Source organism: Allosphingosinicella sp. (genome assembly GCF_035626655.1).
In the GTDB taxonomy this organism is placed as follows: domain Bacteria; phylum Pseudomonadota; class Alphaproteobacteria; order Sphingomonadales; family Sphingomonadaceae; genus Allosphingosinicella.
Genome location: NZ_DASPNF010000022.1, coordinates 1 through 22,865, shown reverse-complemented (window position 1 = coordinate 22,865; position 22,865 = coordinate 1). Strand labels below are relative to the sequence as shown.

Below are 22,865 nucleotides of genomic sequence, written 5' to 3'. Positions count from 1 at the left end.
GGGACGACTAAGTTGGAACAATCAATGCCGCGCGAACACCGTCCGGCGGCCCGTCCGGGTGAACAGGATCGTGTTATAGCGCTCGCGATGGCCGCCATGCTCCATGCCGGGCGAGCCCATCGGCATGCCGGGGACAGCGATCCCCGCCGCGGCCGGGCGCTCGCGGAGCAGGCGGCGGATGTCGCTGGCGGGGACATGGCCCTCGATCGCATAGCCGCCGACCGCGGCGGTGTGGCAGGAGCGCAAATCGTCGGGCACGCCCAGCCGCCGCGCGGTCGGGGTGACGTCGGGCACGTTGGCGACGGTCACCCGGAAGCCCGCCTGGCGCAGATGCGTCACCCAGTCGGTGCAGCAGCCGCAGGTCGGCGTCTTCACGACGTGGATGGCGGGCGCGGGCTGCGCCTCAGCCCGGCCGGCGACCAGCAACAGGGGCAGACCGGCGAGAAGATGGCGGCGGTTGATCATGGTGCTGCTCCTCAGTCGATCTTCAGTCGGATGAAGGCCATCGCCCCCTGCGGGTCGCCAGCATAAAGCGGTTCCAGCGCGGCGGGCACGAAATTCTGCGTGACCTGCGCGCCGAGCCCGATCCGGACGTTCGGCGCCACCCGGAAGTCGCGGATCGCGCCGAGCGAGACCTTGCTGACCCGGTGCCGCGGCCCGTGATGGCCGGCCGCCGGGTCGAGCTCGGCATTCTCGGCATATTCGGCGCGACCGTAGAGGGTCCAGGGGCCGAGCCCGACGCCCGCTTCCGCCGCGATCGCCTCGGCGCCGTCGCGATTGCCCCAGGCGAGCGTGGCGGAGAACCAGTTCTCCCGGCCGAAGCGCCTTGTGTAGAGCGCGCTCGCCGACCAGCGCTCGCTGTTCTCGTCCGGCTCGAGCTGCTCGGGCGAGACGAGATGCGCCCAGCTTGCCTGCAGCGACAGGTTGGCATTCGGGTTCCAGGAGAGGCGGACCGCGGTCGAATCGAGCGGCCCGGTCTCGATATTCCAGCGGCGCTCGTCGGGCTCGCGGCCGTTGAAGCGGGACGCCTCGACCTTGACGTTCCCGACGATGACGCCCGCCGTGACCACACCGAAGGTGATATGCGTCGAATCCAGCCAGTGATGGGTGATTGGCGCCTCGGGCGAGTCGGCGATCGCCATGCGGTGCATGAAGGCGGGCGGGCCGAAAGCGGGCTCGCCGGGCAGGCCGGCATAGAGGAAGAGGCTGGCCTCGGGGCCCAGCGGCAGCGAGTAGCTGGCCGAGAGCTCCATGAAGAAATCGTGCGGATGCTGGCGGTCGACCAGCAGGGTGACGCCGTCCGCCGTCTCGCCCGCGGCGAGGTGCAGCGGATAGCCGCGCCGGCCCATCAGCGGATCCGGGCTCAGCATCGCGCGGAACTGCAGCGCGCCGGGGCCGAGCGCGCGCCGCGCCATGGCCATGACCATGCCCGCGGCGAAGCCTTTCTCGCCGCCGCGCGGCCCTTCCTGCCAGTCATAGACCAGGCTGAGATTGGCATGGCCCATCAGCATCCAGTCGCCGGCCATGAGATGGACGCCGCCATGGCTGGAGGCGTCCGGCTGCCAGGCGGTGCCTGAGGCCTCGCGCTGTGCCGGATAGGCGCCGAGCGCGCCGGTCATGCCGTGCGGCCGGGTCGGCTCCGCGGTGACCGGCGGGGCGCCACCGGGCATGGCGTGGCCCTGGTGCTGGTCGTGGCCCTGGCCCTGCGTCTGACCGTGGCCCCGGTGCTGGCCGTGCCCGTCATGCTGGGCGAGAGCGGGGGTGGCGGCCAGCAGGGCGCACAATGCCGCTGCGGTCTTGAGGCTGTTCATCGTCCGGATCCTGAAAAGGGAGGCGGCGGCGGTTCGGCCGCCGCCTCCCCGCTTCACCTGGCGCGCTGCTGGCGGCCTTCGCCGCAGCAGGTGCAGCCGCCTTCGCAGCAGGCGCAGTCATGCGCCTGCCGCGTCTGGCCCGGGGCCGCCTGGCCGGCGCTGTGACCCGCATGGCCGGCCTGACCGGCGCCATGACCCGCATGGCCGGCATGGCCGCTATGGCCGGCCGGATGCGCGGGTTGTGCCTGCGGCGCAGGCGCGGGTTGCGCGGCCGCGATCGCGGCCGCCGTCAGGATGATCATGATTTTACTCCTTCAGATTTCGAAAGTTGGTTCGAGATCGTCAGGAGAATCGGGGAGGGGGCGGATCGGCTTCCGGGCGGATGCCTGACAGGCTGGAGAGTTGAAGCGCCCCCGGCATTGCCTCGGCCAGAGGCGCCGGCGCGACAAAGGGCGCAGGGGCGGTCGTCATGGCGGCGCAGGCGATCATGCAGTCGACCGCCTTGCGCTCGTCGTCCTGTTGCGGGGCCTGCTTGTGAGCGCCACCATGCCCTGCCGGCGCGGCCGCCGGCATGTCGGCGCAATGGCCGGCCATGGCGGCGGGGGCATTCGCCGGCATCGCCATCGCCTGGGCGATGCCGATGCGGCCGACCGGGGCGAGCAGCATGGCCGCGAGCAGGAGGAAGCGGAGGGCGCCGCGCATCGTCACCCCGCCCTGATAGAGCGGCCGGACGGCGTGCGCAAAGCCTTCATCGCGCGCTCCGCTGCAGCAGCTGGATCAGCTCCCCGGCCTTCTGCCTTTGGTCCGCCGTGTCGCCGCCGCTGATCGCCGCCTCGATACAATGGCCGAGATGATCGTTGAGCAATTCGGTCTCGACCCTGGCGAGCGCGGCGCGGGCCGCCTGGATCTGGGTGAGGATGTCGATGCAGTAGCGATCCTCGTCGATCATCCGCGCGACGCCGCGCACCTGGCCCTCGATCCGGCTGAGGCGATTCGCCAGCTGCGCCTTGTTGTCGCGTTTCATGTGGCTTGCATAATACCGGATGGGGGTATATGTCAAGCATACCCATAGGGGGTATCGAATCGCACGTAGGAGAAGTGAAGTGTCGTCCGTCGCCGAGCATCAGCAGGAGCATCGCGCCCACCATGGCGGGGGCGGGGCGCATGCCCATCATCATCATGGCGCGCCGGGCGCCGGCCCCTGGCGGCTCGCCGCGCAGGCGACCCTCCATTGCCTCACCGGCTGCGTGATCGGCGAGGTCGCGGGCCTGATGATCGGCGTCAGCCTCGGGCTCGCCGCCTGGCAGACGATCGCGCTCGCCACTTTGCTCGCTTATGCGTCAGGCATGACGCTCGGCCTGCTGCCGGTGATGAAGAGCCGGCGCCTCGGCCTGCTCGCCGCGCTGAAGATCATCTGGGTCGGCGAGGTGGTCTCGATCGGGGTGATGGAGATCGCGATGAACGCCGTCGACTGGTCGATGGGCGGGATGGCCGCGCCCTCGATCCTCCACTGGAGCTTCTGGCAGGGCTTCCTGGTCGCCGTCCCCGCCGGCTTCCTCGCCGCCTGGCCGATCAATTTCTGGCTGCTGAAGCGCAACCTCAAGAATTGCCACTAGGCGCTAGGGCCCGACATCCGCCGGCGCCGCACCTGCGCCCGTGCGCCGCGCCGGGCGGACGCGCGGCGGCAGGCCGAGCGCGACCGCGACCCGTTCGTCGCGGCCATAGACGTCGCGCACGATCCTGACCTGGCCGTTCTCCACAAAGGCGGTGTGGTAGAGCAGGCGGACCGGAATCTCGCGCTGCAGCGGGATCCAGCGCTGGACGTAGCGGCGCGGTGCGGGCTGGGCGGGCGTCTGCGGCGCGGCCTCGCCATTCGTCCCTTCCGCGCTCGCCACCGGCCGCGACTGGCGCGGCGCCGGCGGCGGCCGCTGGGCGCGCTGCCATTGCTGCAGCACGCCTTCGTCGCGGGCGATGAGCTCGGCGAATTCCAGCGCATTGTGCACGCGCACGCAGCCATGGCTGGCATGGCGTTCGTCGCGCAGGAAGAGCGACTTGGACGGCGTATCGTGCAGGTAGATGGCATGGCCGTTCCGAAGGTCGAACTTGACCAGGCCCAAAGCATTGCCCGGCCCCGAGGGCTGGACGCGGCGGCCGTTGCGGACGGTGAAGCCGCGCCGCGCCATATAGCCGGCGCTCATCCCGATCGAGCGCGGCACCGTCCAGGTCGGGTTGGCGACGAGCTGGAACATCGGCGCGGAGAGGCTCGGCGTCGCCCGGTCGCCGGCCGAGCCGACCACCACCCGGCGCGTGTCCCTTGGCGTGCCGTCGCGCCAGTAGACCAGCATCGCCGAGGCGGTGTTGACGTCGATCCTGGTGGCGGGGGCGGTGCGCTCCAGCCAGCGGCGGCGCTCGAGATTGACCGCGAGGATGCGCATCCGGTCCGCCTGCTCCGGCGTCGGCCGGCCGCGCGCGGCATCGACTTGGCGCTTCGCCTCGACATAGGCGGCGGAGAGCGCGCGATAATCGGCGTCCTGCGGCGCCAGCCCCTCGATCCAGGCGCGCACGTCGCCGTTGCCCGCCAGCACCCGCTCGAGCCCCTCGGCGAGGTTCGGATCGGGCCGCGGGATCTCGTAGATGCGGTTGAGCCGGGTCGGATCGGTCCGTCCCCGCGCCAGCGCCCCCGCATAATCGAGCGCGGCGAGACTGAGCGCCGCCTCGCGCGCCGCGCCCTCGCGGGCGTTGGCCAGCGGACGCCGGAAATCGTCGGGCCTGAGGCCGTGCCGGTCGGCGCCGGCGAGCGCCGCGTTCAGCGACTCCTCGGCCTCGCGGGTCCAGGCCGGCCGCCACTGGCGCGCCTCGTAGAAGCGGCGCACCCGCGGATCGCGCACCGCCGCCTGCAGCGCGCTCGCCTCGACCGCGGGCGCCTCCGGCACGGCCGGACCGGACGGCCCGCCGCAGGCAGCGACGAGAAGGCAGGCACTTACCAGCAGTCCAAAGCGCACGATCACCCCATCCGCATCCCGGGAAAAACCGCAGAAAACACGCAATTTATGGAGATACGGTTATCCCCACCGAACCCGCTTAATGCTTGTTTAGCCAATCTGTGCCCATAACAAAGGGCAGGTTCAGGAGTTTTTTGCGTGAGCAAGGCACAATTGGCCATTCTCCCCGTCGCCGAAGGCCGTCAGGCCGAGCGGCGGATCGTCAATCTGGCGGCGCGGCTGCGCGAGCCGGGCGCAACGATCGTCGATGCGGAGGTGCTCAACCTCTCCACCGACGGCTTCATGGCGGAATCCGACCTGCAGCTGGAGCCGGGCGCCCATGTCTGGCTGAAGCTGCCCGGCCTGGAGCCGCAGAACAGCCGCTGCGCCTGGACGGAGGACGGCAAGGCCGGCTTCCAGTTCGCGACGCCGCTGCATCCGGCCACGGTCGAGATGCTCGCCGAGGCCAACCGCAAGCCGCCGATCAAGGGCCATTTCGGCGTCCAGGGCCAGCAGAAGCGCTAGTCACGCCAGTTCGGACAGCTGCTGGCAACTCTCCGCTTTCCCGATTATGCTCCCCGCACGCAGCGAAGGGGGTAGTCCATGCGGGTCGGCCGGCGCGTCATCGCTCTCAATATGATCATGCCACTGGCCGCCTGCGCCGTGCTCGGCCCGGTGGTCGACGCCGATATGGAGGATGCCCCCTACCAAGCCTGCGCCCGCTTCGCCGAGGCGCAGCCGCCTGAAGTCGGACATTCAGAGGCCGGGCAGTGCGTCAGCGTCCAGGTACGGCCCGCCGGCGGCCAGTGGCAGCCCTTCACGGGCACGCTCTCCGCGGGCGACGAGCTGGTCGCCGTCCCTTCGGCAGCGCCGCAATGCAATCACGGCAATTACACCCATTTCGTGCTGGAGGGCACGAGCGACGCCGGCGCGATGCGCGTCGCCGTCCCCGACGGCCTCGGCCGCGGCGACCGGGGCCGGAGCTTCGCCTGGCGGGAACCGCGCAGCCGCTGGACCGCCGACAATATCGGCACCGCCATCCATCTCCCGGCCGGCGCGCGCGTCTCGCTGAGCGAGGGGCAGATCCGGCTCAGCAGCGCCTGCTTCAAGAGCTACACCCATTACCGCATCCCGCGCCCGCACGACGAGGCCGAGGCCGCTGACGAGCCTCACGCGGCGCATTGAGATCAATCTGCGCGAGGCATCGGCTTGTCATCGACGCGGGGCGCTGATAGAGCCCGCGCCTTCCCGCGAGCGCCGCTTTAGCTCAGCTGGTAGAGCACATCATTCGTAATGATGGGGTCAACGGTTCGAGTCCGTTAAGCGGCACCACCCTCCTTCAGCAGCAGCAACCCGGACGCGTCGCTCTTCAGGCGGCGGCGACGGCGAACTGCGCCGGGGTGATGGCGAAGCGCGAGCGGAAATGCTTGCTGAGCGCGGCCTGGTCGTAGAAGCCGGCGGCGATCGCGCAGTCCGCGATCGGCTCTCCCCGCTTCAGCAGGCTGCAGGCGGCGTTGAGGCGGATCTGGGTGAGCAATGCATAAGGCGTGAGGCCGAATTCGCGCTTGAACAGGCCGATCAGCTGAAAGGGCGTCATGTCGAGCGCCCGGGCGACGTCGCCGAGCTGCAGGGGTTCGCGAAAGCGGCGGCGCAGGATCCTGAGCGCGCGGCCGAGCAGGAGCCGGTCGCGGCCGGCCGGGGTGGCGGCGGTCTGGCCGTCACCGTGGCGCGCGTAGAGCAGCCCCATCGCCCGCACCATCAACTCCTGCACCTGAAAGGCGTCCGCATTCGCGACGTCCATCGTCCGGTGCAGGGTCAGGAGCGCGCGCGCCAGAGCGGGGTCGGCGAGGGCGCCGCGGCGGAAATAGGGCTGGTCGGACAGGGACAGGCTGTCCAGCAAAGTGTCGAGGGCGCGCGCCTCGAAATAGAAGCCCCGGTAGCGCCAGCGCGCGCTGCCCCCCATGCTGCCGCTATGCGGCTCCCCGGGATTGCACACGAGCACGCACCCCGGCAGCGCGGTTTCGCTGCGGCCGCCGCAGCGGACGCTCGCGCCGCCCTCCTCGGTGACGACGACGACCAGCGCCTCGTGGACGTGCGGGGGGAAGTCCTGGTCGGTCAGGTCCGCGCAGAGCAGGTTCAGGCCCTTCAGGCCCTCGTCCCGCCAGTAACGCGCCGTGTTTCGAGGTGCATCTCTGCGCATGCCAAGGCTTCGTGCCGACCCTCAAGCAACCGAAATGACTATCAGGGAAAGGAAATTGGGGGTCAACGAGGTGCTACAGGGCAGGGCCGGGCTGCGGCGTCGTCCGCCGCAGCGCCCGATATTCGGGCGTCCAGCGCAGGATCTTGTAGGCGGGATCCAGCACCACATCGCGCACCGCGAAGCCGGCAGGCAGCGAGAAAGGCGTCTCCGCCGCTGCGGCGACGTCGATCAGGTGGGTCCGGCTCTGTCCCCCGGCCCCGTCCATCCGGATCTCCATATGCGCCGCGTAATAGGGAGCCGGCTGACGAACGACGCCGGCGACCCGGGCGCCGTCCTGACGCCAGCTCAATGCGAAGTCCGGGGCGCCGGTGCGCTCGAACCATTGCTCGAAGAATTGCGTGAGGTCCCGCCCGCTCATGCGTTCGATCGTCCGGCGGAACTCCTCCCATGTGACGTCCCCGTGCGCGTGCCGGCCGGTGATGTCGTGAAAGGCCCGCCGGAAGCGGTCCGCGCCGATATGGCGGCCGAGCATCGAGAAGACGAACCCGCCCTTGTTGTAGGCGATGTTTCGCGTCGCATTCTCGTTCGGGCTTTCCGCAGGACGGTAGAGCGGCGAGTCCTCGCCATTGGCGACCATCTGGAAATAGGCGGCCGCGCTGTAGATCGGATCGGGCTCGAAGCCGATGCGCCGCATCCGCTCGGCGGCCGCCGCGCCGCCCATCTCCTCCACGACCCGGCAGCCGCCATATTCGGCCAGGGCTTCGGTGAGAAAGGCGTTCGGTGTGGCGCGAAATCCCACGATGTGCGGAAACCATTGGTGGCTGAGCTCGTGACCGAGCCATTCGAGCATGGAGGCCACGCTCCGCGCCCGGAACGCATTGCCGTTCAGGATCGCGAAGCCGGGCAGCGAACAGGCGTTGAGGCCCGACGCCTGCGCGATCGGCCGCGGCGCCTCGACCAAAGCGAACCGGTCGGAACGATAGGGACCGAATTCGCGCCCAAGCACGCCGAGCATGCGCTGCGTGCCCCCGGCGAGCGCGGCGGTGTTGGCCCGCGCCTCCAGCGCATAGAGGCTGACGTGCGGCGTTCCCGGCTGCTCGGTGACCACGAACGGGCCGGCGGCGAAGCTGAAATAGGTGGAGTGGATGACCTCGTACCGGAACCTGCCGCCGCGCGGCGTGCCCAGCGCCCTGTGGCTGGCGACGACCTTCCAGCCGGCCGGCGCCTCCACCGACAAGGATCCGGTCGCCATGCCCTGGTTTTCAGCCAGCGAGAGCGGATACCAGTTCATCCCCCAGGCGGTGGCGAAGCAGAGCTCCGGGCCGGCATAGAAGAGCAGCCCCTGCCCCCCGATGCGGTAGGAGAAATGGACTTCGAGCTCGACGCTCGCCGCCCGCGGGGCGGCAAAGCGCAGGGTCCACAGCCGGTCGCCGCCGCGCACCTCGTCCGAGACGGAGACCGGCACGGCCCCGCGCCGGTCGCGGCACGAGAACCGGACCTCGCTCGCCAATGGGGCCAGCAGCAAGCGCAGCTCCTGCCGGGGCTGCGCGGAGCCGGGAAAGCGCGCGACGCCCGACACCTGCATGCGCCGCTGGGCGGGCTCCAGGCGCACATTCATGTCGTAGCGCGGCACCGACGAGCGGCGGGCCGGGGCGGGCGCGCCGGGCGCCCGTCCGCTCCACAGGCCGGCGGCGCCGCCGAGGCCCAAAAGCAGGGCCTGCTGCAACAGGCTCCGGCGCCCGATGCCGCCCGATCCAGTCCCCGCTTCCCTCGCGTCAATCGCCTCGCTCATCTGCCCTCACCTCGCTCGGCCACGCCGGAACGGGACGACGATCCCGTTCGAGCGCGTCAAAAGCAGTCCGGTCAGGCTCGTATCAGCAGGCGGGCCGCCCGCTCTTGGCGATTATTGCGCCATCCAGGACCGGCAGCCCGCGGGACGCTCCGCGACAGGTCGGGCAGTTGGCGCCTATCCCACGCAATATCGCTAACCCCCCTTAACCATATCTCAACCCCGTCGGTGCAGGTTCGCCCTGAACGGCGCGCTGCCAGGGACGTGGATCTATGGACATCTCCAGGGGGTTTGAGGAGGAGACGGGCTTTCCCGCCGCGCCCGAAGAGGAACCCGTGATGGAGCGGCCGCCCGAGATCGGCGTCGACGAGCGCCGCATGCATGTCCGCGCCTATAATTACTGGGTCTCCCTGCTCGACGGCCGTCCCTATCCCTCGATCCAGGACGTCGATCCGCAGACATTGGGCGATTTCGGCCCGCACAGCGTGCTGCTCGATTTCTCGCGCGATCCCGAGGATCCTGAAATCCGCTTCCTCGGCCGGGCGCTGCGCATCGAATGCGCGCTCGACCATGCGATCGGGCGGATCAGCGAGGTGCCGGGCCGCTCCCTGCTGTCGCGGCTGACCGACCATTATCTGCAGATCATCGCCAACCGCGCGCCGATCGGCTTCGAGGCCGAGTTCGTCGGCATGCGCGGCCACAACACGCTCTACCGCGGCATCCTGATGCCGCTCTCCTCCGACGGCGAGGCGATCGACTTCATCTACGGCGTGATCAACTGGAAGGAGATGGCGGAGGCCGCCATCGCCGCCGGGATCGAGGACGAGGCCCTGCGCGCCATCGCCGACACGCCTGAGCCGGTGCTCGTCCATGCCGGCGACGGCCCCGCCTGGGCGGACGGTCCGAACAGCGAATTCGTCGAGGCGACGGTGACCGGCGACCTCTCGGTGCCGCCCGACACCTCGACGCTCAGCCTCTGGCCCGACGACGGCCTCGCCGACCGGCTCTCGGTCGCGCGCGACAGCGCCGAGGACGCGATCGGCGCGGAAGCGCGTGGCCACCAGGCGCTCTACCGAGCGCTCGGCCATGCCTATGATTTCGCGCTGGCCGCCGAGGAGGCGCCGGACGATTATGCCGAATTGCTCGCCGATGCCGGCCTGAAGGTGCAGACGCGCGCGCCGATGACCCCGGTCGTGAAGCTTGTCTTCGGCGTCCATTACGACAAGGGCCGGCTCACCGAATTCGCCGCCGCCCTGTCCTGGGCGAAGCGCGAGCGGGTTTCGGCGGGGACCCTGGCCGCCCTGCTTGAGGCGCATGTCGGCGGGCTCAAGGGCGTCGTCGCCGACGAGCGCGCCTTCCGCCGCCCGGCCGCCCGGCCGGACCGCTGGGCCGAGGTCCGCGCCCGGCTCCACGCCGCGCCGCCGCTCGCCCGCGTCGCGATCGAGGTCGCGGGCGCGGACGAGTTCGTCCTGCTCGTCGCCCGCCGCGAGGCGGACGGCCTCGCCATCGTCGCGCCGGTGGCCGACCAGGCCCTGGTCGACAAGGCGATCCGCAAGAGTGCGGCCTGACCTGCATGGGGGCGGTTACGGGTAACTGTCCCCCTTCCTGAAACCTGCTAGAAGCGCCGCCGCAGGGGATCCGACTCAGGAGTCGTGCCATGCGTGCTGTTCTCGTCGCGGCCTTGCTCGCTTTTCCCCTTCCCGTCCTCGCCCAGGATTCGCCGGCGCCGCAGACCGTCGAGGTGCGCCTCTCCAATTTCGAGTTCGAGCCGCGCGCGATCGCGCTGACCGCGGGCCGGCCGGTCGTCCTCAGGCTGACCAATACCGGCGGCGGCGGCCACAATTTCTCGGCGCCGCAATTCTTCGCCGCCGCCAGCGGCGTCACCGGGCCCGTCGTGGAGGGCGAGGTCGAGGTGCCGGGCCACCAGAGCGTCGAGGTCAGGCTCACCCCGTCGCGCGGCAGCTACCGGCTGCGCTGCACCCACACCATGCACACCGCCTTCGGCATGCGCGGCACGATCAGCGTCGAGTAGCGCTGGTTCGTCCCGCCCCCGCGGGGTTGAAGGTCCGAGGGGGGCAGGGCTATAGGCCGCGCAGGGCGGGCGGGGCCCGCCGATCGAGAGAAGCTCCGGGAGCCGATTTGTATGAAAGCCGAGGTAGCGGGCAACACCGCTGACCAGCGCCTGTTGGATATCCTTGCCACCCTCCTGCGCCAGGGCGCGCTTCCCGGAGAGCTCGACAATTACAGCGCCGAAGAGACGCGTGAGGCGGCCGCTTTCATCGCCGCCTGCGCGGGCAAAAGGCAGCCGGGCTCGGCTCTGGTGCGGCTGGAATCGACCGGCACCGGCCTCGGCCACCGGCGGATGCGGATCGGCATCGTCAACGACGACATGCCCTTCCTCGTCGACAGCGTCGCCCAGGCGATCGCCGCGCGCGGCCTGATCATCCACCGCCTGCTCCATCCGGTCGTCTGCACGACCCGCGACGAGGACGGCTGTCTCACCGACGTCGAGCCGCTCTGCGAGGACCGCAGCCGGCGGGAGTCGATCATCTACATGGAGGTCGACCGCGCCGACGCGAAGGGCCGGCAGGAGCTGACCGCCGAGCTGCAGGCCGTGCTCGCCGACGTGCGCGCGGCGGTGACCGACTGGCGGGCGATGCAGGCCAACATGCACGCCCAGGCCGATCTCGTCCGCGATCCGGAAGGGCGGGCGCTGCTGCACTGGCTCGCCGACGGGGCGATGACCCTGCTCGGCTACGAGGTCGAGCGGCCCGGCGAGGCGCCGTCCGAGGGCCTCGGCATCATGGGCAAGCCCGGCCAGCCGACCGACGAGGGCGGCTGCGAGGGCGCGATCCGCTATTTCGAGGAGGGCGGTCAGGAGCCCCTGGTCGCCAAGGCCGATTTGCGCTCGCCCGTGCACCGGCGCGTGCCGCTGGACCTGATCGTCGTGCCGATCCGCGAGCGCGGCAAGATCACCGGCATCGGGGTCCATGCCGGCCTCTGGACCAGCCAGGCGCTGAACGCGCCGATCGAGGAGGTGCCGGTGCTCCGGCGCGAGCTCGCCAGCCTCGAGAAGGACTTCGGCTTCGATCCGTCCGGCCATAGCGGCAAGGCGCTGCGCCATGCTCTGGCCTCGCTGCCGCGCGACCTGATGGTCAATTTGCGGCCCGACGAGGTGAAGAAGCTCGTCTCCAACGCGATCTCGCTCGCCGACCGGCCGCGGCCGACGCTCGCCTTGGTCCGCTCCATCCTCAAGGGCCACATGTTCGCCTTCGTCTGGCTGCCGCGCGACGAGCTCACCACGCGGCGGCGGGTGGCGATCGGCGAGATGATCGAGCAGGCGTCCGAAGGCCAGATCACCAACTGGTCGGTCGATCTCGGCGACGGCGACCTCGCCTTGCTCCGCTTCACCCTCAACGTCTCCGCCAAGACGCCGACGCCCGACGTCGAGGCGCTCGACCAGAGACTGGACGCGATGGTGCGCGGCTGGGCGCCGAGCGTCGAGGAGGCGCTGGGCGAGCTGGTCGGCACGACTCGCGCAACCCGGCTCGCGCTGACCTACGCACCCGCCTTCCCGCAGGCCTACCGGTCCCGCTATCCGGCCAGCGATGCGGCGCAGGACATCGTCCATCTCGACAAGCTGCCCGACGACCGCGAGCGTGGCGTGCGCCTCTATCGGCTGGAGATCGACCCGGAGAGCCAGCTGCGGCTCAAAATCTACCGCAAGCACGACATCGTGCCCTTGTCCGACGTCGTCCCGGTGCTGGAGAATTTCGGCTTCCACGTCCTCAAGGAGACGCCGACCCGGCTCGAGAGCGGGCTCGACGGCCATATCCACGAATTCGCAGTGGTCACCAGCGACCGCTCGGCCTGCGCGCCGGTGCTGAAGCGCGCCGCCGTCGTCGAGGCGGTGGTCGAGGCGGTGCTCGAGGGCCGCTCGGAGAATGACGTCTTCAACCAGCTGCTGGTCTCGGCCGGGTTGGCGCCCGAGGGCGTGCTGCTGTTCCGCGCCTGGTTCCGCTATTTGCGCCAGATCGGCCTGTCCTATTCGCAGGCGACCGTGGTCGAGGCGCTGCGCCGCGCGCCCACCGTGGCCCATGGCCTGATCGCCCTGTTCGAGGCGATGCACGATCCCGAGCTCAAGGGCGACCGCGACGCCGCCGTGGCTGCGGCGCAGAAGAAGATCGACAAGGGCCTCGAGAGCGTCGCGGCGATCGACGAGGACCGCATCCTGCGCCTGCTCCGCGGCGTGATCGCGGCGACCCTGCGGACCAACGCCTTCGCCCCCTCCGGCGAGGAGGCGCTCGCCTTCAAGCTCGACAGCGCCCTGGTCCCGGGCCTGCCGGCGCCGCGGCCCTGGCGGGAGATCTGGGTCTATTCGGCGCGGCTCGAGGGCATCCATCTGCGCGGCGGCCCGATCGCCCGTGGCGGCCTCAGATGGTCCGACCGGCGCGACGATTTCCGCACCGAGATATTGGGCCTGATGAAGGCGCAGCTGGTGAAGAATGCGGTGATCGTGCCGACCGGTGCCAAGGGCGGCTTCTATCCCAAGCAGCTGCCGCCCGCCGCCAGCCGCGACGCCTGGTTCGCGGAAGGAACGGAGAGCTATCGCATCTTCATCCGCGCCCTGCTCTCGGTCACCGACAATATCGTCGGCAACAAGGTCGTTCACCCCAAGGGCGTGACGATCCGTGACGGCGACGACCCCTATTTCGTGGTCGCTGCCGACAAGGGCACGGCCACCTTCTCCGACGTCGCCAACGCGATCGCCGTCGAGCGCAAATTCTGGCTCGGCGACGCCTTCGCCTCGGGAGGCTCCAACGGCTACGACCACAAGGCGATGGGGATCACCGCCAAAGGCGCCTGGGTCTCCGTCCAGCGCCATTTCCGCGAGCTCGGCATCGACGTGCAGAAGGAGCCGATCCGCGTCGCCGGCGTCGGCGACATGTCGGGGGACGTGTTCGGCAACGGCATGCTGCTTTCAAAGGCGATCAAGCTGGTCGCCGCCTTCGACCACCGCCACATCTTCCTCGATCCCGACCCGGATCCGGCGAAGAGCTGGAAGGAGCGCAAGCGCCTGTTCGGCCTGTCGCGCTCCTCCTGGGCCGACTACAACCAGGAGCTGATCTCTAGGGGCGGCGGGGTCTTCCCGCGCAGCCAGAAGTCGATCCCGCTCTCGAAGCAGGTGCAGGAGATGCTCGGGCTCGACGTCAAGGAGATCGAGCCCGCGGCCCTGATCAGCGCGATCCTTACCGCCGAGGTCGACCTGCTCTGGTTCGGCGGCATCGGCACCTATGTGAAGGCGCGCGGCGAGAGCCACCAGGAGGTGGGCGACCCTTCCAACGACGCGATCCGGGTCAATGCCGCGGACCTGCGCGCAAGAGCGATCGGCGAGGGCGCCAATCTCGGCATCACCCAGGCCGCGCGCATCGAGTTCAGCAATCATGGCGGCCGGATCAACACCGACTTCATCGACAACAGCGCCGGCGTCGACTGCTCCGACAACGAGGTCAACATCAAGATCCCGCTGAACCGCGAGATGATCGAGGGGCGGCTGGAGCTCGAGGAGCGCAACCTGCTGCTCGCCGAGATGACCGACGAGGTCGGCCAGATCGTGCTGGAGGACAACCGCCTGCAGACGCTGGCGCTCTCCATCGCCGAGCGGGGCGGGGCGCGGGCACTGCCCCTGCTGGTCCGGGTGATCGAGATCCTGGAGGATAGCGGCCGCCTCAACCGCGCGGTCGAGGGGCTGGACTCGAACGAGGAATTGCTGCGCCGCGCCCAACTCAACCTCGGCCTGACCCGGCCCGAGCTGGCGGTCTTGCTCTCCACCTCGAAGATGCGCCTGCAAGCGGCGATCGAGCAGGCGAAGTTCACCGACGATCCCACGCTCGAGCCCGAGCTGATGGCCGCCTTCCCGAAGGCGATGCAGGAGCGCCAGGCCGAGGCGATCCGCGCGCACCGGCTGAAGAAGGAGATCATCGCCACCAAGGTCGCCAACCGCTTCGTCAACCGGCTGGGCATCATCGCGCCCTTCTCGCTGACCGAGGAGGAGGGCGCCTCCTTCGCCCAGGCCGCAGTCGCCTTCCTCGCCGCCGAGCGCCTGTTCCGCATGCAGGAGCTGTGGGACGAGCTCGATTCGGCCGACATGCCCGAGCAGGTGCGCCTGGCGCTGTTCGAGCAGGCCTCGATCGGCCTGCAGCTGCACATCGCCGACCTGCTGCGTACGACCTCGCCGGACCTCAAGCCGGGCGAGCTGGTCGACCTGCTGCAGCCGGGCCTCGCCAAGCTGGAGGCGATGGTCGACGATCTGCTGCGGCCCGAGGCGCGGGCCGAGGCCGGGGGCCTGCGCGCCGGGCTGGACGCGCTGCACGCGCCGCCGGCGCTCACCCACCGGATCGTCCGCCTGTTCGAGATGAACGGCGCGGTCGGCCTCGCCATGCTCGGGCAGAAGCAGAAGGCCGACGAGATCCAGCTGACCCGCGCCTACACCAAGCTCGGCGAGGCGCTGGGGCTCGACTGGGCGCAGAACGCCGCCAACCATTTCCAGGCGCGCGACCAGTGGGAGCGGCTGCTCACCGCCGGCCTCGCCCGCGACTTCGAGCAGCTCCGCCTCGAATTCCTGGAACGCAGGAAGTCGGACGACCCCAAGGCGGCGGTCGACAAATGGGTGGCCGAGCAGGGGCCGCGCATCGAGCAGTTCCGCCGGACCGTGGAACGCGCCCGGACCGCCTCGATCACCACGGCGCCCATGCTCGCCCAGATCGCGACCCAGGCGCGGGTGCTGCTCCAGCGCTAGCTAGGGCGGCCCGTCGCCGTAAGGCGTGGTGATGATCTCCATGAGGTGGCCGTCCGGGTCCTCGAAATAGAGGCCCCGGCCGCCATAATAGGTATTGATCTCGCCCGGCCTGGTCCGCGCCGGATCGGCCCAGTGGGCCACGCCGCTTTCCCTGATCTGCGCAAAGGCCGCGTCGAACGTGCCGTCGTCGACGAGAAAGGCATAATGCTGCGGCGCGATGCTGCCCTCCTTCTGGTAATAGTCGACCGACACCCTGTTCGCGAGGTCGACGACCAGGAAGTGGAGGAAGGTCCGCGCCGGCGGCAGGCCCAGGGTGCCGGTCAGGAAGGCGGCCGAGCGCGCCTTGTCGCTGCACCAGATGATCGTGTGGTTGAGCTCGACGCTCATCGTGCGCGCTCCCGTTCGAACAGCCAGACCCTGATCGCGCTCGCCAGATTGGCCGCGGCCGGCCCCGTCAACCGCGCGGCGTCGATCCGTGCGACCAGGGCGTTCAGCGGCAGCCCCTCGGCCGCCGCCGCCTCGCGCAGGGCATCCCAGAAGACCGGCTCCAGGCTGATCGAGGTCGCATGCCCCGCGATCATGATCGAGCGCTTCACCGGTCCCATCAGTCCTCCCCTCCAGCCCTTGCTGGAGGGGTCGGGGGTGGCTCCTGCCTTCTTCCGCGCGGCCTCCGCTCCCGCCCGGCTCGCGAGTCCATGAACCGAACCTCTTCCCCCGGCGGGATACGGGCAGTGACAGCTTCGACAATCGCCTCGACCACGCCGTCGAGATTGTCGGTGATGTCCGAATTCCAGAACCGGATCACGCGCCAGCCCTCGGCCTCGAGCGCGGCCGAGCGCAATTCATCCGTTGGGCTTTCGGCATGGTGGGAGCCGTCGGCCTCGACGATCAGTCGCGCCCGGCGGCGGGCGAAGTCGGCAACGAAAGGACCAACGCGAAGCTGGCGGGTGAAGCGTGGGCGGACGCGCGACGGGGCACGCCACAGCCGCTCCGCCGCGGGAGTGGGATGGTTGCGCAGCGCTCGCGCGAATTGAAGCTGGCGTTGCGCTTCTGTGGGCAAGGAAGCCACCCCCTTGCCCCCTCCACGAAGGCGTGGAGGGGGTAGCTCGACTCAATACATATGCTGCCCGCCGTTGATGGATAGCGTGCTCCCGGTGATGAAGCCGCCTTCCTCGGCGCAGAGGAAGGTCACGCCGCGGGCGATCTCGCTGGCCTGGCCGAGCCGGCCGACCGGGATTTTGGCGACGATCTTCTCGAGCACGTCGGGCGGCACCGCGGCGACCATGTCGGTGTCGATATAGCCGGGCGCGATCGCGTTGACGGTGATGCCGGCGCGGGCGCCTTCCTGGGCGAGCGCCTTGGTAAAGCCGTGGATGCCGGACTTGGCGGCGGCATAATTGACCTGGCCGTACTGGCCGGCCTGGCCGTTGATCGAGCCGATATTGACGATGCGGCCATATTTCCGCTCGTTCATCCCGGCCCAGACCGCCTTGGCCATGTTGAAGCAGCCGCCGAGGTTGATGTCGATGACGTCCTCCCAGGCCTGCCGGTCCATCCGCTTCATCGTCCCGTCGCGGGTGACGCCGGCATTGTTGACGAGGATGTCGACCGGGCCGAGCTCGCTCTCGACCTGCGCGCACCCGGCGATGCAGGCGTCGAAATCGGCGACGTCCCACTTATAGGCCTTGATGCCGGTGCGGTCGCTGAACTCGCGCGCCCTTTCTTCATTGCCGGCATAATTGGCGGCGACGGTGACGCCCTGGTCCCTCAGCGCGATGCTGATTGCCTCGCCAATGCCCCTCGAGCCGCCCGTGACGATTGCGACGCGTGCCATGTGCTTCCTCTCCTTTGTCTGCTTATGGAGAGGCCCTTATTGCGCGCCCGCCCATCCTTCAAGTTCGCGGGCCAGCAATATCCGCAGCATCGTCATGCCCTCGCCGGACTCGTTGAGGCAGGGCAGGTAGGCGAAGTCCGTGCCGCCGGCGGTGAGGAAGGTGTCGCGGCCGCGGATCGCCAGCTCCTCCAGCGTCTCCAGGCAGTCGGCGGCGAAGCCGGGGGCGAAGATTGCGACCTTCCTGACGCCCTTGCCCGGCAGTGCCGTCAGCACCCTGTCGGTCGCCGGCTCAAGCCATTTGGCGCGGCCGAAGCGGGACTGGAAGGCGACCTCCAGCTCCCGACCCAAAGCCTCGGACAGCAGCCGCGCGGTCTTCCGGCAATGGCAATGATAGGGATCGCCGAGCTCGAGCGTCCGCTGCGGCATGCCGTGGAAGCTGGCGATCAGGGCCTCCGGCGCGAAGTCGAGCGCGGCGAGCGAGGCCCGCAGGCTCTCCGCCAGCGCGGCGATATAGGCCGGGTCGTCATGATAAGGCGGCAGGGTCCGCACCGCCGGCAGCCAGCGTTTGTGCCGTAAATGGCGGAAGACCTCGTCCACCGCGGTCGCCGTGGTCGCCGCGCAATATTGCGGGTAGAGCGGCGCCGCCAGGATCCGCGTGCAGCCCTGGGCCTGCAGCGCGTCGAGCCGCTCGGCGATCGCCGGCTGGCCGTAGCGCATCGCATGGTCGACGATCACCTCCGGCCCGAACGCGCCCTGCAGGGCCTCCGCCTGCCGCCTGGTATGGACGGCGAGCGGCGAGCCTTCCTCCATCCAGACCTGCCGGTAGGCATGGGCGGATTTCTTGGGGCGGGTATTGAGGATGATGCCCCTCAGGATCGGCTGCCAGACCAGTTGCGGGATCTCGACCACGCGCGGATCGGAGAGGAATTCGCGCAGGTAGAGCTTCACCGCGCCGGGCTCGGGCGCATTGGGCGTGCCGAGATTGATCAGCAGCACGCCGATCTTCGGCGCGGGGATCTCGGGATGGTCGGCGGGACGGTTCATGCCGCCGCCTGGCCGGCGCCGACCAGGATCGGCAGGGTCCGCACCCTCTGCCCGGTCAGCGAGAAATAGGCGTTGGCGATGGCGGGCGCGGCCGGCGGCACGCCGAGCTCGGTCACCCCGCCCGGCGCCTCGTCGCTGTCGATCAGTTCGACGCTGACCTCGGGCGCGTCGCGCAGGATGGGCAGGCCCCAGGCGCCGAACGTGCGCGCCACGGGCAGCCCGTCCGCGAACTCCACGGGCCGGCCGATCGCCGCGGCGACGCCATGGACGATGCCGCCCTCCACCTGCTGCTTGACCAGCTCCGGATTGACGATCCGCCCGCAATCCACCGCCGCCACCGCGCGCGAAACGCGCAGGCGCTGGTCGCCGGTCACCTCCACCTCGACGAGGCAGGCGATATGGGAGCCGAAGGCCGAATGGCAGGCGAGGCCCATGCCGCTGCCGCGCGCGCCGCCGTCCCAGCCGCCGATCGAGGCGGCGGTGGCGAGGCACTGGGCGAGCCGGGGATTGTTCTGCAGCAGGAAGGTGCGGAAGGCGAGCGGCTCCAGCCCCGCGGCCAGGGCCAGCTCGTCGACGAAGCATTCGGTGAAATAGCAGGTGTAGCTGTGCGCCTCGCCGCGCCACAGGCCGGTCTCGATGCCGATCTCCGTCTCGACCTGGTCGACCGCGACATTGGGGATGCCGTAGGGCGGCCGCGCCCCGGCGACGGCGGCGAAACCCGGCCGGGCCAGGCCACCACTGGCGCCGATCCGCCGCGCGACCTCGACCGCGGTCGCCGGCGCCGCGATCCTGGCCTGCCACGCCTCGAGCCGGCCCTGCTTCATCCAGCCGGTCAGCCGCGCACGGGCGGCGGGCCGGTAGCTGTCGCGCATGATCTCCTGCAGCCGCGACCAGGTGAGCTGGACCGGGCGGCTCATCTGCCGGGCGAGGCTCGCGGCCTGCTCGATCGCCGCCAGTTCCAGCTTCCGGCCATAGCCGCCGCCGGCGAAGGTCTGGAAGAAAGTGACCTGGTGCTCGGCCACGCCCGCCCCGCGCGCCGCCGCGGCGCGGGCGAGGCCCGGCGCCTGGCAGCCCGCATAGACCTCCACCGCGTCGCCAATGATCCGGACGGTGGCGGTCAGCGGCTCCAGCGCAGCCGTCGGCGCGAGGCCGACCTCATAGGTCTGGCTGACCGGGCTGGCGCCCGGGAAGGGGCCGGCTATGTCGCCCGCCTCGAACACGCGCGTGCCTTCGCCATCGAGCGCGGCGGTCAGCGCGGCCGAGATGCCCTGTGTCGTGACGAAGGGCCGGCGCAGGTGGAAGCGCGGCCGCATCCGCATCAGCGCCTTGTGCGCAGCCCACCAGTTGGTGCCGACCACCGCCACCCATTCCGCATCCTCGAAGGTGCGGAGCGCGCCGGGCACGCCGTTGCCCGCCGCCCGGTCGATGCCGGCGAGCCGGCTGCCCCAGGGGCCGCTGGCCAACGAGGCATAGACCATGTCGGGGAAGCGGATGTCACCGGCGAAGAGGGCGCTGCCGTCGATCTTCGCCGGCGCGTCGAGGCGGGGCAAAGGCTGGCCGGAGAGGCGGCCCTCGACATCCTCGCGCAGCGGCACCGGGTCCGGCGGCGTGTAGCCCACCGCAGCCTCGGCCAGCTCGGCGAAGGGGATGCGGTCGCTGCCGCGCCAGACGAAGCCGGCGCGCGCCTCCAGCTCCCGCCAGTCCGCGCCCCAGCGCGCCGCCGCGGCCATGCAGAGCATCACCCGCGCCGCCGCCCCCGCCTCGCGGAGCGGCGTCTCGAAGGCGCGGACCGAGGAGGAGCCGCCGGTCAGCATCAGGGCGCTGCGCGTCGCATAGCGGCGCGAGAGCCAGCGGCCCGTACCCTGCAGCCCGCTCGGCCAGCCGCTGTCGTCCGCGGCCTGGGCGGCGAGGAAGGTGTTGGCGTAGAGCGGGGAGAGCGGCGCCGGCTCGACCGCGACCGTGCGCCAGTCCGCGCCCAGCTCGTCGGCGAGGATCTGGGGCAAGGCCGTCCAGGCGCCCTGGCCGAGCTCGGCCTGCGGCACCGCCACGCTCACATGGCCGTCCCGGCCGAGCTTCAGCCAGGCATTGTAGACCGTCTCGCCTTCGCGGGCCCTGAGGTTCGGCGTATAGGAACGCGGCCAGAACTTCCAGGCGACGAGCAGCCCGACGCCGAGCCCGCCGCCGATCAGCAATTGCCGGCGGGTTGGCCCCCGTCTGGTCGCGTCTCTCGCCATCGGGAGGGTGATAGAGGGGGAGGGGGCGGGGGGCTAGAGTATAGGGGGCCAAATCAAACTGGTCATCCGGGCGAAAGCCGGGACCCATTAACACCGAAGTGCGAGCTCATTGCCGAACACCGGGGACCCATTCCAGTCTCCAGGTTCATGGATCCCGGCTTTCGCCGGGATGACTATGAGGGAGCTTGATTCCCCACCCGGTCCTGGGGCATCGCACGCCCCATGGCTGCCAGGATCTACCAACGCGAGCGCAACGCCATGCAGTCGGGCAGGGCCCGCTCCGGCGAATGGATTCTCGAATTCGAATCCGCGCGCCCGAAGCGGCCCGATCCGCTCACCGGCTGGGCCGGCGGCTCGGAGACGCAGGAACAGGTGATCCTGACCTTCCCGAGCCTCGAGGCGGCGAAGGCCTATGCGGCGAAGAACCGGATCGATGCCCATATCGTCCCGGCGTCCGAGCCCAGACTCAAGCTCCAGGCCTACGCCGACAATTTCCGCTAGAGACGCTTCACTCCGTCATTCCAGCGAAAGCTGGAATTGCCCTGACGGCGGTCGAGCCAGAACAGTGAGAGTCCAGCTTTCGCTGGAATGACGGGCTAGGCGAGCAACGAGTCCGCCAGCAGCAGCAGCATCTTCACGTCGATCGCATAGCCGTCGGCCCGCTTCGCCGCGACGAAGGCGGGGACGTCGGCCAGCTTCACCCGGTGCACGACGATATTCTCGCCCTCGACGCCGCCGCCGTCGGAGACCCTGGTCAGCCCCTCGGCGCGGAGCAGGGTGAAACCCTCGGAGACCATGCCCGGTGAGCTGTGATAATAACCGAGGTCGGTCATCCGCGCCGGGCGGTAGCCGGTTTCCTCCTCCAGCTCGCGCGCCGCGGCGCTCTCCACCGCCTCGCCTTCATCCTCGTCGCCGATCAGGCCGGCGGGCAGCTCGAGGCAATTCCGGCCGAGCGGCACGCGATATTGCTCGACCAGGATGACATGGCCGTCGTCGATCGCGACGATCACCGCGGCGCTGATGTTGCGGGTGCGCGAGACATATTCCCACTTGCCCTGCTTCTTCACGGCAATGAAGCGGCCTTCCCACACGGTCTCCTCCGGGAGGTTGCCGTCCGGTGCGCTCACAGCAGGATCACCCGGTTGGGCAACTCGTCGGGATTGTCGTGCTTCGCCGGCAGCACCCGGTGCAGCACCGCGCCGACTTTCTCCACGGCGAGCGCCAGCCCCTGACCCGCCCGGCCCTGCTTCACCTCGTCGACCAGCACCGCCATCGCCTCGCCCCAGACGTCCGCCTCGACCTGCTCGGCGATCGCCCGGTCGGCGACGATCTCGGCGCGATGCTCCTCGAGCGAGAGATAGATGAGGACGCCGGTCCGGCCGCGCGTCTTCAGCTCGCAGCTCGAGCGGAACAATTGCACCGCGCGGCGATGCACGCGCCGGCTCTTGGTCGCGCCCGGCGTGAGCGCGAGGCGCAAGGGCCGCCAGATCAGCAGCAGCCGGACGAACAGGAAGGCCGCGATCAGCTTCACGAACATGGCGAGCATGACGATCGGCCGGGTCAGCTCCCCGTTCCAGCCGAGCAGCAGTCCGGTCCACCAGTCGATCCAGCTCTGCGGCACGACCGCCCACCATGCGGGGACGAGCAGCATGGCAAGGATCGCATAATGGAGTGCGACGTCATGATAGGCGTCGGAGCGGCGGGCGACGATCGTCACGATCTCGCCGTCGCTCTCGCGCTCGGCTTTCGCTACGGCCTCGGTCACCCGCTGCAGGTCGTCCGCGCTGAGCTGCATCACCATCCCCCCGATGCGCCGCCGCCGCCGGACGAGCCGCCGCCGCCGGAAAAGCCGCCGCCGCTGCCGCCGCTCCAGCCTCCGCCGCGACGACCCCAGCCGCTGCCGGGGATCACCATCGGATAGCCCCAGCCGCCGCGGCGCGCGCCGCCATAGCTGTAGAAGAGGCGCGTCATGATGAACGGGAAGACGATCAGCAGGATGACGAGCAGCGTGACCAGATTGTCGTTCGACGGCCGGCCGCGCGCCGCCGGCTTCGGCTGGTAGGTGCCCTCGATCGAGCCGAGGAGCGCCAGCGTCCCCTGCACCACCCCGCCCTCCATGTCGCCGGCGCGAAAGCGCGGGATGATCTCCTGCTGGATGATCGAGGCTGCGCGC

The 22,865-nt window shown here is 70.1% G+C and carries 23 protein-coding genes, 1 tRNA gene and 1 pseudogene; 8 read left to right on the top strand and 17 right to left on the bottom strand.

All coding sequences use genetic code 11. The features are described from left to right. Positions 1 to 21 precede the first annotated feature (21 nt). From VEC11_RS16915 to VEC11_RS16895, 5 genes are read right to left on the bottom strand one after another with little or no spacing between them, the layout of a single operon-like run. On the bottom strand, positions 22 to 465 hold the full coding sequence (locus VEC11_RS16915; protein ID WP_464134755.1) for a DUF411 domain-containing protein: 444 nt from the start codon (positions 463 to 465) through the stop codon (positions 22 to 24). Between the two features lie 11 nt (positions 466 to 476). Then, on the bottom strand, positions 477 to 1,811 hold the full coding sequence (locus tag VEC11_RS16910) for a hypothetical protein (RefSeq protein ID WP_464134750.1): 1,335 nt from the start codon (positions 1,809 to 1,811) through the stop codon (positions 477 to 479). A 53-nt stretch (positions 1,812 to 1,864) separates the two neighbouring features. Beyond that, positions 1,865 to 2,113, bottom strand: coding sequence for a hypothetical protein (locus VEC11_RS16905; RefSeq protein WP_464134746.1), 249 nt, complete (start codon positions 2,111 to 2,113; stop codon positions 1,865 to 1,867). Between the two features lie 40 nt (positions 2,114 to 2,153). Further along, positions 2,154 to 2,513 carry a hypothetical protein gene (locus tag VEC11_RS16900; RefSeq protein ID WP_464134742.1) on the bottom strand — a complete coding sequence of 120 codons (360 nt, stop codon included), beginning with the start codon at positions 2,511 to 2,513 and terminating at the stop codon, positions 2,154 to 2,156. 46 nt (positions 2,514 to 2,559) lie between these two features. Next, on the bottom strand, positions 2,560 to 2,835 hold the full coding sequence (locus VEC11_RS16895; protein WP_464134736.1) for a metal-sensitive transcriptional regulator: 276 nt from the start codon (positions 2,833 to 2,835) through the stop codon (positions 2,560 to 2,562). 79 nt (positions 2,836 to 2,914) lie between these two features. Here VEC11_RS16895 and VEC11_RS16890 point away from each other — a divergent pair, with 79 nt between their 5' ends. Further along, positions 2,915 to 3,427, top strand: coding sequence for a DUF4396 domain-containing protein (locus VEC11_RS16890; protein ID WP_464134732.1), 513 nt, complete (start codon positions 2,915 to 2,917; stop codon positions 3,425 to 3,427). A gap of 3 nt (positions 3,428 to 3,430) precedes the next feature. Here VEC11_RS16890 and VEC11_RS16885 read toward each other — a convergent pair whose 3' ends face one another. After that, positions 3,431 to 4,813, bottom strand: coding sequence for a L,D-transpeptidase scaffold domain-containing protein (locus VEC11_RS16885; RefSeq protein ID WP_464134727.1), 1,383 nt, complete (start codon positions 4,811 to 4,813; stop codon positions 3,431 to 3,433). A 138-nt stretch (positions 4,814 to 4,951) separates the two neighbouring features. Here VEC11_RS16885 and VEC11_RS16880 point away from each other — a divergent pair, with 138 nt between their 5' ends. The 3 genes from VEC11_RS16880 (at position 4,952) to VEC11_RS16870 (ending at position 6,124) form a co-directional block, all read left to right on the top strand. Further along, positions 4,952 to 5,317 carry a PilZ domain-containing protein gene (locus VEC11_RS16880; RefSeq protein ID WP_464134722.1) on the top strand — a complete coding sequence of 122 codons (366 nt, stop codon included), beginning with the start codon at positions 4,952 to 4,954 and terminating at the stop codon, positions 5,315 to 5,317. A 111-nt stretch (positions 5,318 to 5,428) separates the two neighbouring features. Further along, the gene (locus VEC11_RS16875) at positions 5,429 to 5,977 is read left to right on the top strand and encodes a hypothetical protein (protein WP_464134719.1); all 549 of its coding nucleotides are present in this window, start codon (positions 5,429 to 5,431) and stop codon (positions 5,975 to 5,977) included. Between the two features lie 71 nt (positions 5,978 to 6,048). After that, positions 6,049 to 6,124 (top strand) — tRNA-Thr (locus VEC11_RS16870). 37 nt (positions 6,125 to 6,161) lie between these two features. Here VEC11_RS16870 and VEC11_RS16865 read toward each other — a convergent pair. Continuing rightward, on the bottom strand, positions 6,162 to 6,992 hold the full coding sequence (locus VEC11_RS16865; RefSeq protein ID WP_464134714.1) for an AraC family transcriptional regulator: 831 nt from the start codon (positions 6,990 to 6,992) through the stop codon (positions 6,162 to 6,164). A gap of 73 nt (positions 6,993 to 7,065) precedes the next feature. Next, a complete protein-coding gene (locus tag VEC11_RS16860) occupies positions 7,066 to 8,784 on the bottom strand; it encodes a M1 family metallopeptidase (RefSeq protein WP_464134710.1) in 1,719 nt (572 codons plus the stop codon). 269 nt (positions 8,785 to 9,053) lie between these two features. On the opposite strand from VEC11_RS16860, the gene VEC11_RS16855 reads away from it, so the two are divergent. From VEC11_RS16855 to VEC11_RS16845, 3 genes are all read left to right on the top strand, one after another. After that, positions 9,054 to 10,349: a PAS domain-containing protein gene (locus tag VEC11_RS16855; protein WP_464134705.1), complete on the top strand. Its 1,296-nt coding sequence runs from the start codon at positions 9,054 to 9,056 to the stop codon at positions 10,347 to 10,349. Positions 10,350 to 10,438: 89 nt separating this feature from the next. Beyond that, positions 10,439 to 10,813: a cupredoxin domain-containing protein gene (locus tag VEC11_RS16850; protein WP_464134701.1), complete on the top strand. Its 375-nt coding sequence runs from the start codon at positions 10,439 to 10,441 to the stop codon at positions 10,811 to 10,813. 111 nt (positions 10,814 to 10,924) lie between these two features. Next, positions 10,925 to 15,580: an NAD-glutamate dehydrogenase gene (locus tag VEC11_RS16845; RefSeq protein ID WP_464134698.1), complete on the top strand. Its 4,656-nt coding sequence runs from the start codon at positions 10,925 to 10,927 to the stop codon at positions 15,578 to 15,580. Here VEC11_RS16845 and VEC11_RS16840 read toward each other — a convergent pair whose 3' ends face one another. From VEC11_RS16840 to VEC11_RS16815, 6 genes are read right to left on the bottom strand one after another with little or no spacing between them, the layout of a single operon-like run. Beyond that, positions 15,581 to 15,967 carry a VOC family protein gene (locus VEC11_RS16840; RefSeq protein ID WP_464134696.1) on the bottom strand — a complete coding sequence of 129 codons (387 nt, stop codon included), beginning with the start codon at positions 15,965 to 15,967 and terminating at the stop codon, positions 15,581 to 15,583. It lies immediately after the preceding gene. Beyond that, positions 15,964 to 16,185: a ribbon-helix-helix domain-containing protein gene (locus VEC11_RS16835; RefSeq protein WP_464134692.1), complete on the bottom strand. Its 222-nt coding sequence runs from the start codon at positions 16,183 to 16,185 to the stop codon at positions 15,964 to 15,966. The genes VEC11_RS16840 and VEC11_RS16835 overlap by 4 nt, the downstream gene beginning before the upstream one ends. Next, a complete protein-coding gene (locus tag VEC11_RS16830) occupies positions 16,185 to 16,649 on the bottom strand; it encodes an endonuclease domain-containing protein (RefSeq protein ID WP_464134689.1) in 465 nt (154 codons plus the stop codon). The genes VEC11_RS16835 and VEC11_RS16830 overlap by 1 nt, the downstream gene beginning before the upstream one ends. A 42-nt stretch (positions 16,650 to 16,691) precedes the next feature. Beyond that, a complete protein-coding gene (gene phbB, locus VEC11_RS16825) occupies positions 16,692 to 17,414 on the bottom strand; it encodes an acetoacetyl-CoA reductase (protein ID WP_464134685.1) in 723 nt (240 codons plus the stop codon). Between the two features lie 36 nt (positions 17,415 to 17,450). Next, positions 17,451 to 18,458 carry a ferrochelatase gene (gene hemH / locus VEC11_RS16820; protein ID WP_464134682.1) on the bottom strand — a complete coding sequence of 336 codons (1,008 nt, stop codon included), beginning with the start codon at positions 18,456 to 18,458 and terminating at the stop codon, positions 17,451 to 17,453. Continuing rightward, entirely contained in the window at positions 18,455 to 20,692 is a 2,238-nt protein-coding gene (locus tag VEC11_RS16815; protein WP_464134678.1) for a molybdopterin cofactor-binding domain-containing protein, read from the bottom strand. The genes hemH and VEC11_RS16815 overlap by 4 nt, the downstream gene beginning before the upstream one ends. Positions 20,693 to 20,914: 222 nt before the next feature. Here VEC11_RS16815 and VEC11_RS16810 point away from each other — a divergent pair, with 222 nt between their 5' ends. Continuing rightward, positions 20,915 to 21,193 (top strand): NADH dehydrogenase ubiquinone Fe-S protein 4, encoded by a 279-nt coding sequence (locus VEC11_RS16810; RefSeq protein WP_464134673.1) that lies wholly within the window; start codon positions 20,915 to 20,917, stop codon positions 21,191 to 21,193. Positions 21,194 to 21,288: 95 nt separating this feature from the next. On the opposite strand, the gene VEC11_RS16805 is transcribed toward VEC11_RS16810, so the two are convergent. The 3 genes and pseudogenes from VEC11_RS16805 to VEC11_RS16795 form a co-directional block, all read right to left on the bottom strand. Next, positions 21,289 to 21,819, bottom strand: a complete 531-nt coding sequence (locus VEC11_RS16805) for an NUDIX hydrolase (protein WP_464134668.1) — start codon at positions 21,817 to 21,819, stop codon at positions 21,289 to 21,291. Next, positions 21,816 to 22,493 carry a TPM domain-containing protein gene (locus tag VEC11_RS16800; RefSeq protein WP_464134663.1) on the bottom strand — a complete coding sequence of 226 codons (678 nt, stop codon included), beginning with the start codon at positions 22,491 to 22,493 and terminating at the stop codon, positions 21,816 to 21,818. Before VEC11_RS16800 ends, VEC11_RS16805 begins: the two co-directional genes overlap by 4 nt. Next, positions 22,487 to 22,865 (bottom strand): annotated as a pseudogene (locus VEC11_RS16795) (TPM domain-containing protein); the annotation flags it as partial. The pseudogene VEC11_RS16795 and the gene VEC11_RS16800, both read right to left, overlap by 7 nt.

What these genes read in the sequence shown, in the direction of transcription:
- VEC11_RS16915 (WP_464134755.1), bottom strand. Translation starts at nt 465, where the DNA reads ATGATCAACCGCCGCCATCTTCTCGCCGGTCTGCCCCTGTTGCTGGTC.
- VEC11_RS16910 (WP_464134750.1), bottom strand. Translation starts at nt 1,811, where the DNA reads ATGAACAGCCTCAAGACCGCAGCGGCATTGTGCGCCCTGCTGGCCGCC.
- VEC11_RS16905 (WP_464134746.1), bottom strand. Translation starts at nt 2,113, where the DNA reads ATGATCATCCTGACGGCGGCCGCGATCGCGGCCGCGCAACCCGCGCCT.
- VEC11_RS16900 (WP_464134742.1), bottom strand. Translation starts at nt 2,513, where the DNA reads ATGCGCGGCGCCCTCCGCTTCCTCCTGCTCGCGGCCATGCTGCTCGCC.
- VEC11_RS16895 (WP_464134736.1), bottom strand. Translation starts at nt 2,835, where the DNA reads ATGAAACGCGACAACAAGGCGCAGCTGGCGAATCGCCTCAGCCGGATC.
- VEC11_RS16875 (WP_464134719.1), top strand. Translation starts at nt 5,429, where the DNA reads ATGATCATGCCACTGGCCGCCTGCGCCGTGCTCGGCCCGGTGGTCGAC.
- VEC11_RS16865 (WP_464134714.1), bottom strand. Translation starts at nt 6,992, where the DNA reads ATGCGCAGAGATGCACCTCGAAACACGGCGCGTTACTGGCGGGACGAG.
- VEC11_RS16860 (WP_464134710.1), bottom strand. Translation starts at nt 8,784, where the DNA reads ATGAGCGAGGCGATTGACGCGAGGGAAGCGGGGACTGGATCGGGCGGC.
- VEC11_RS16855 (WP_464134705.1), top strand. Translation starts at nt 9,054, where the DNA reads ATGGACATCTCCAGGGGGTTTGAGGAGGAGACGGGCTTTCCCGCCGCG.
- VEC11_RS16850 (WP_464134701.1), top strand. Translation starts at nt 10,439, where the DNA reads ATGCGTGCTGTTCTCGTCGCGGCCTTGCTCGCTTTTCCCCTTCCCGTC.
- VEC11_RS16845 (WP_464134698.1), top strand. Translation starts at nt 10,925, where the DNA reads ATGAAAGCCGAGGTAGCGGGCAACACCGCTGACCAGCGCCTGTTGGAT.
- VEC11_RS16840 (WP_464134696.1), bottom strand. Translation starts at nt 15,967, where the DNA reads ATGAGCGTCGAGCTCAACCACACGATCATCTGGTGCAGCGACAAGGCG.
- VEC11_RS16835 (WP_464134692.1), bottom strand. Translation starts at nt 16,185, where the DNA reads ATGGGACCGGTGAAGCGCTCGATCATGATCGCGGGGCATGCGACCTCG.
- phbB (WP_464134685.1), bottom strand. Translation starts at nt 17,414, where the DNA reads ATGGCACGCGTCGCAATCGTCACGGGCGGCTCGAGGGGCATTGGCGAG.
- hemH (WP_464134682.1), bottom strand. Translation starts at nt 18,458, where the DNA reads ATGAACCGTCCCGCCGACCATCCCGAGATCCCCGCGCCGAAGATCGGC.
- VEC11_RS16815 (WP_464134678.1), bottom strand. Translation starts at nt 20,692, where the DNA reads ATGGCGAGAGACGCGACCAGACGGGGGCCAACCCGCCGGCAATTGCTG.
- VEC11_RS16810 (WP_464134673.1), top strand. Translation starts at nt 20,915, where the DNA reads ATGGCTGCCAGGATCTACCAACGCGAGCGCAACGCCATGCAGTCGGGC.
- VEC11_RS16800 (WP_464134663.1), bottom strand. Translation starts at nt 22,493, where the DNA reads ATGGTGATGCAGCTCAGCGCGGACGACCTGCAGCGGGTGACCGAGGCC.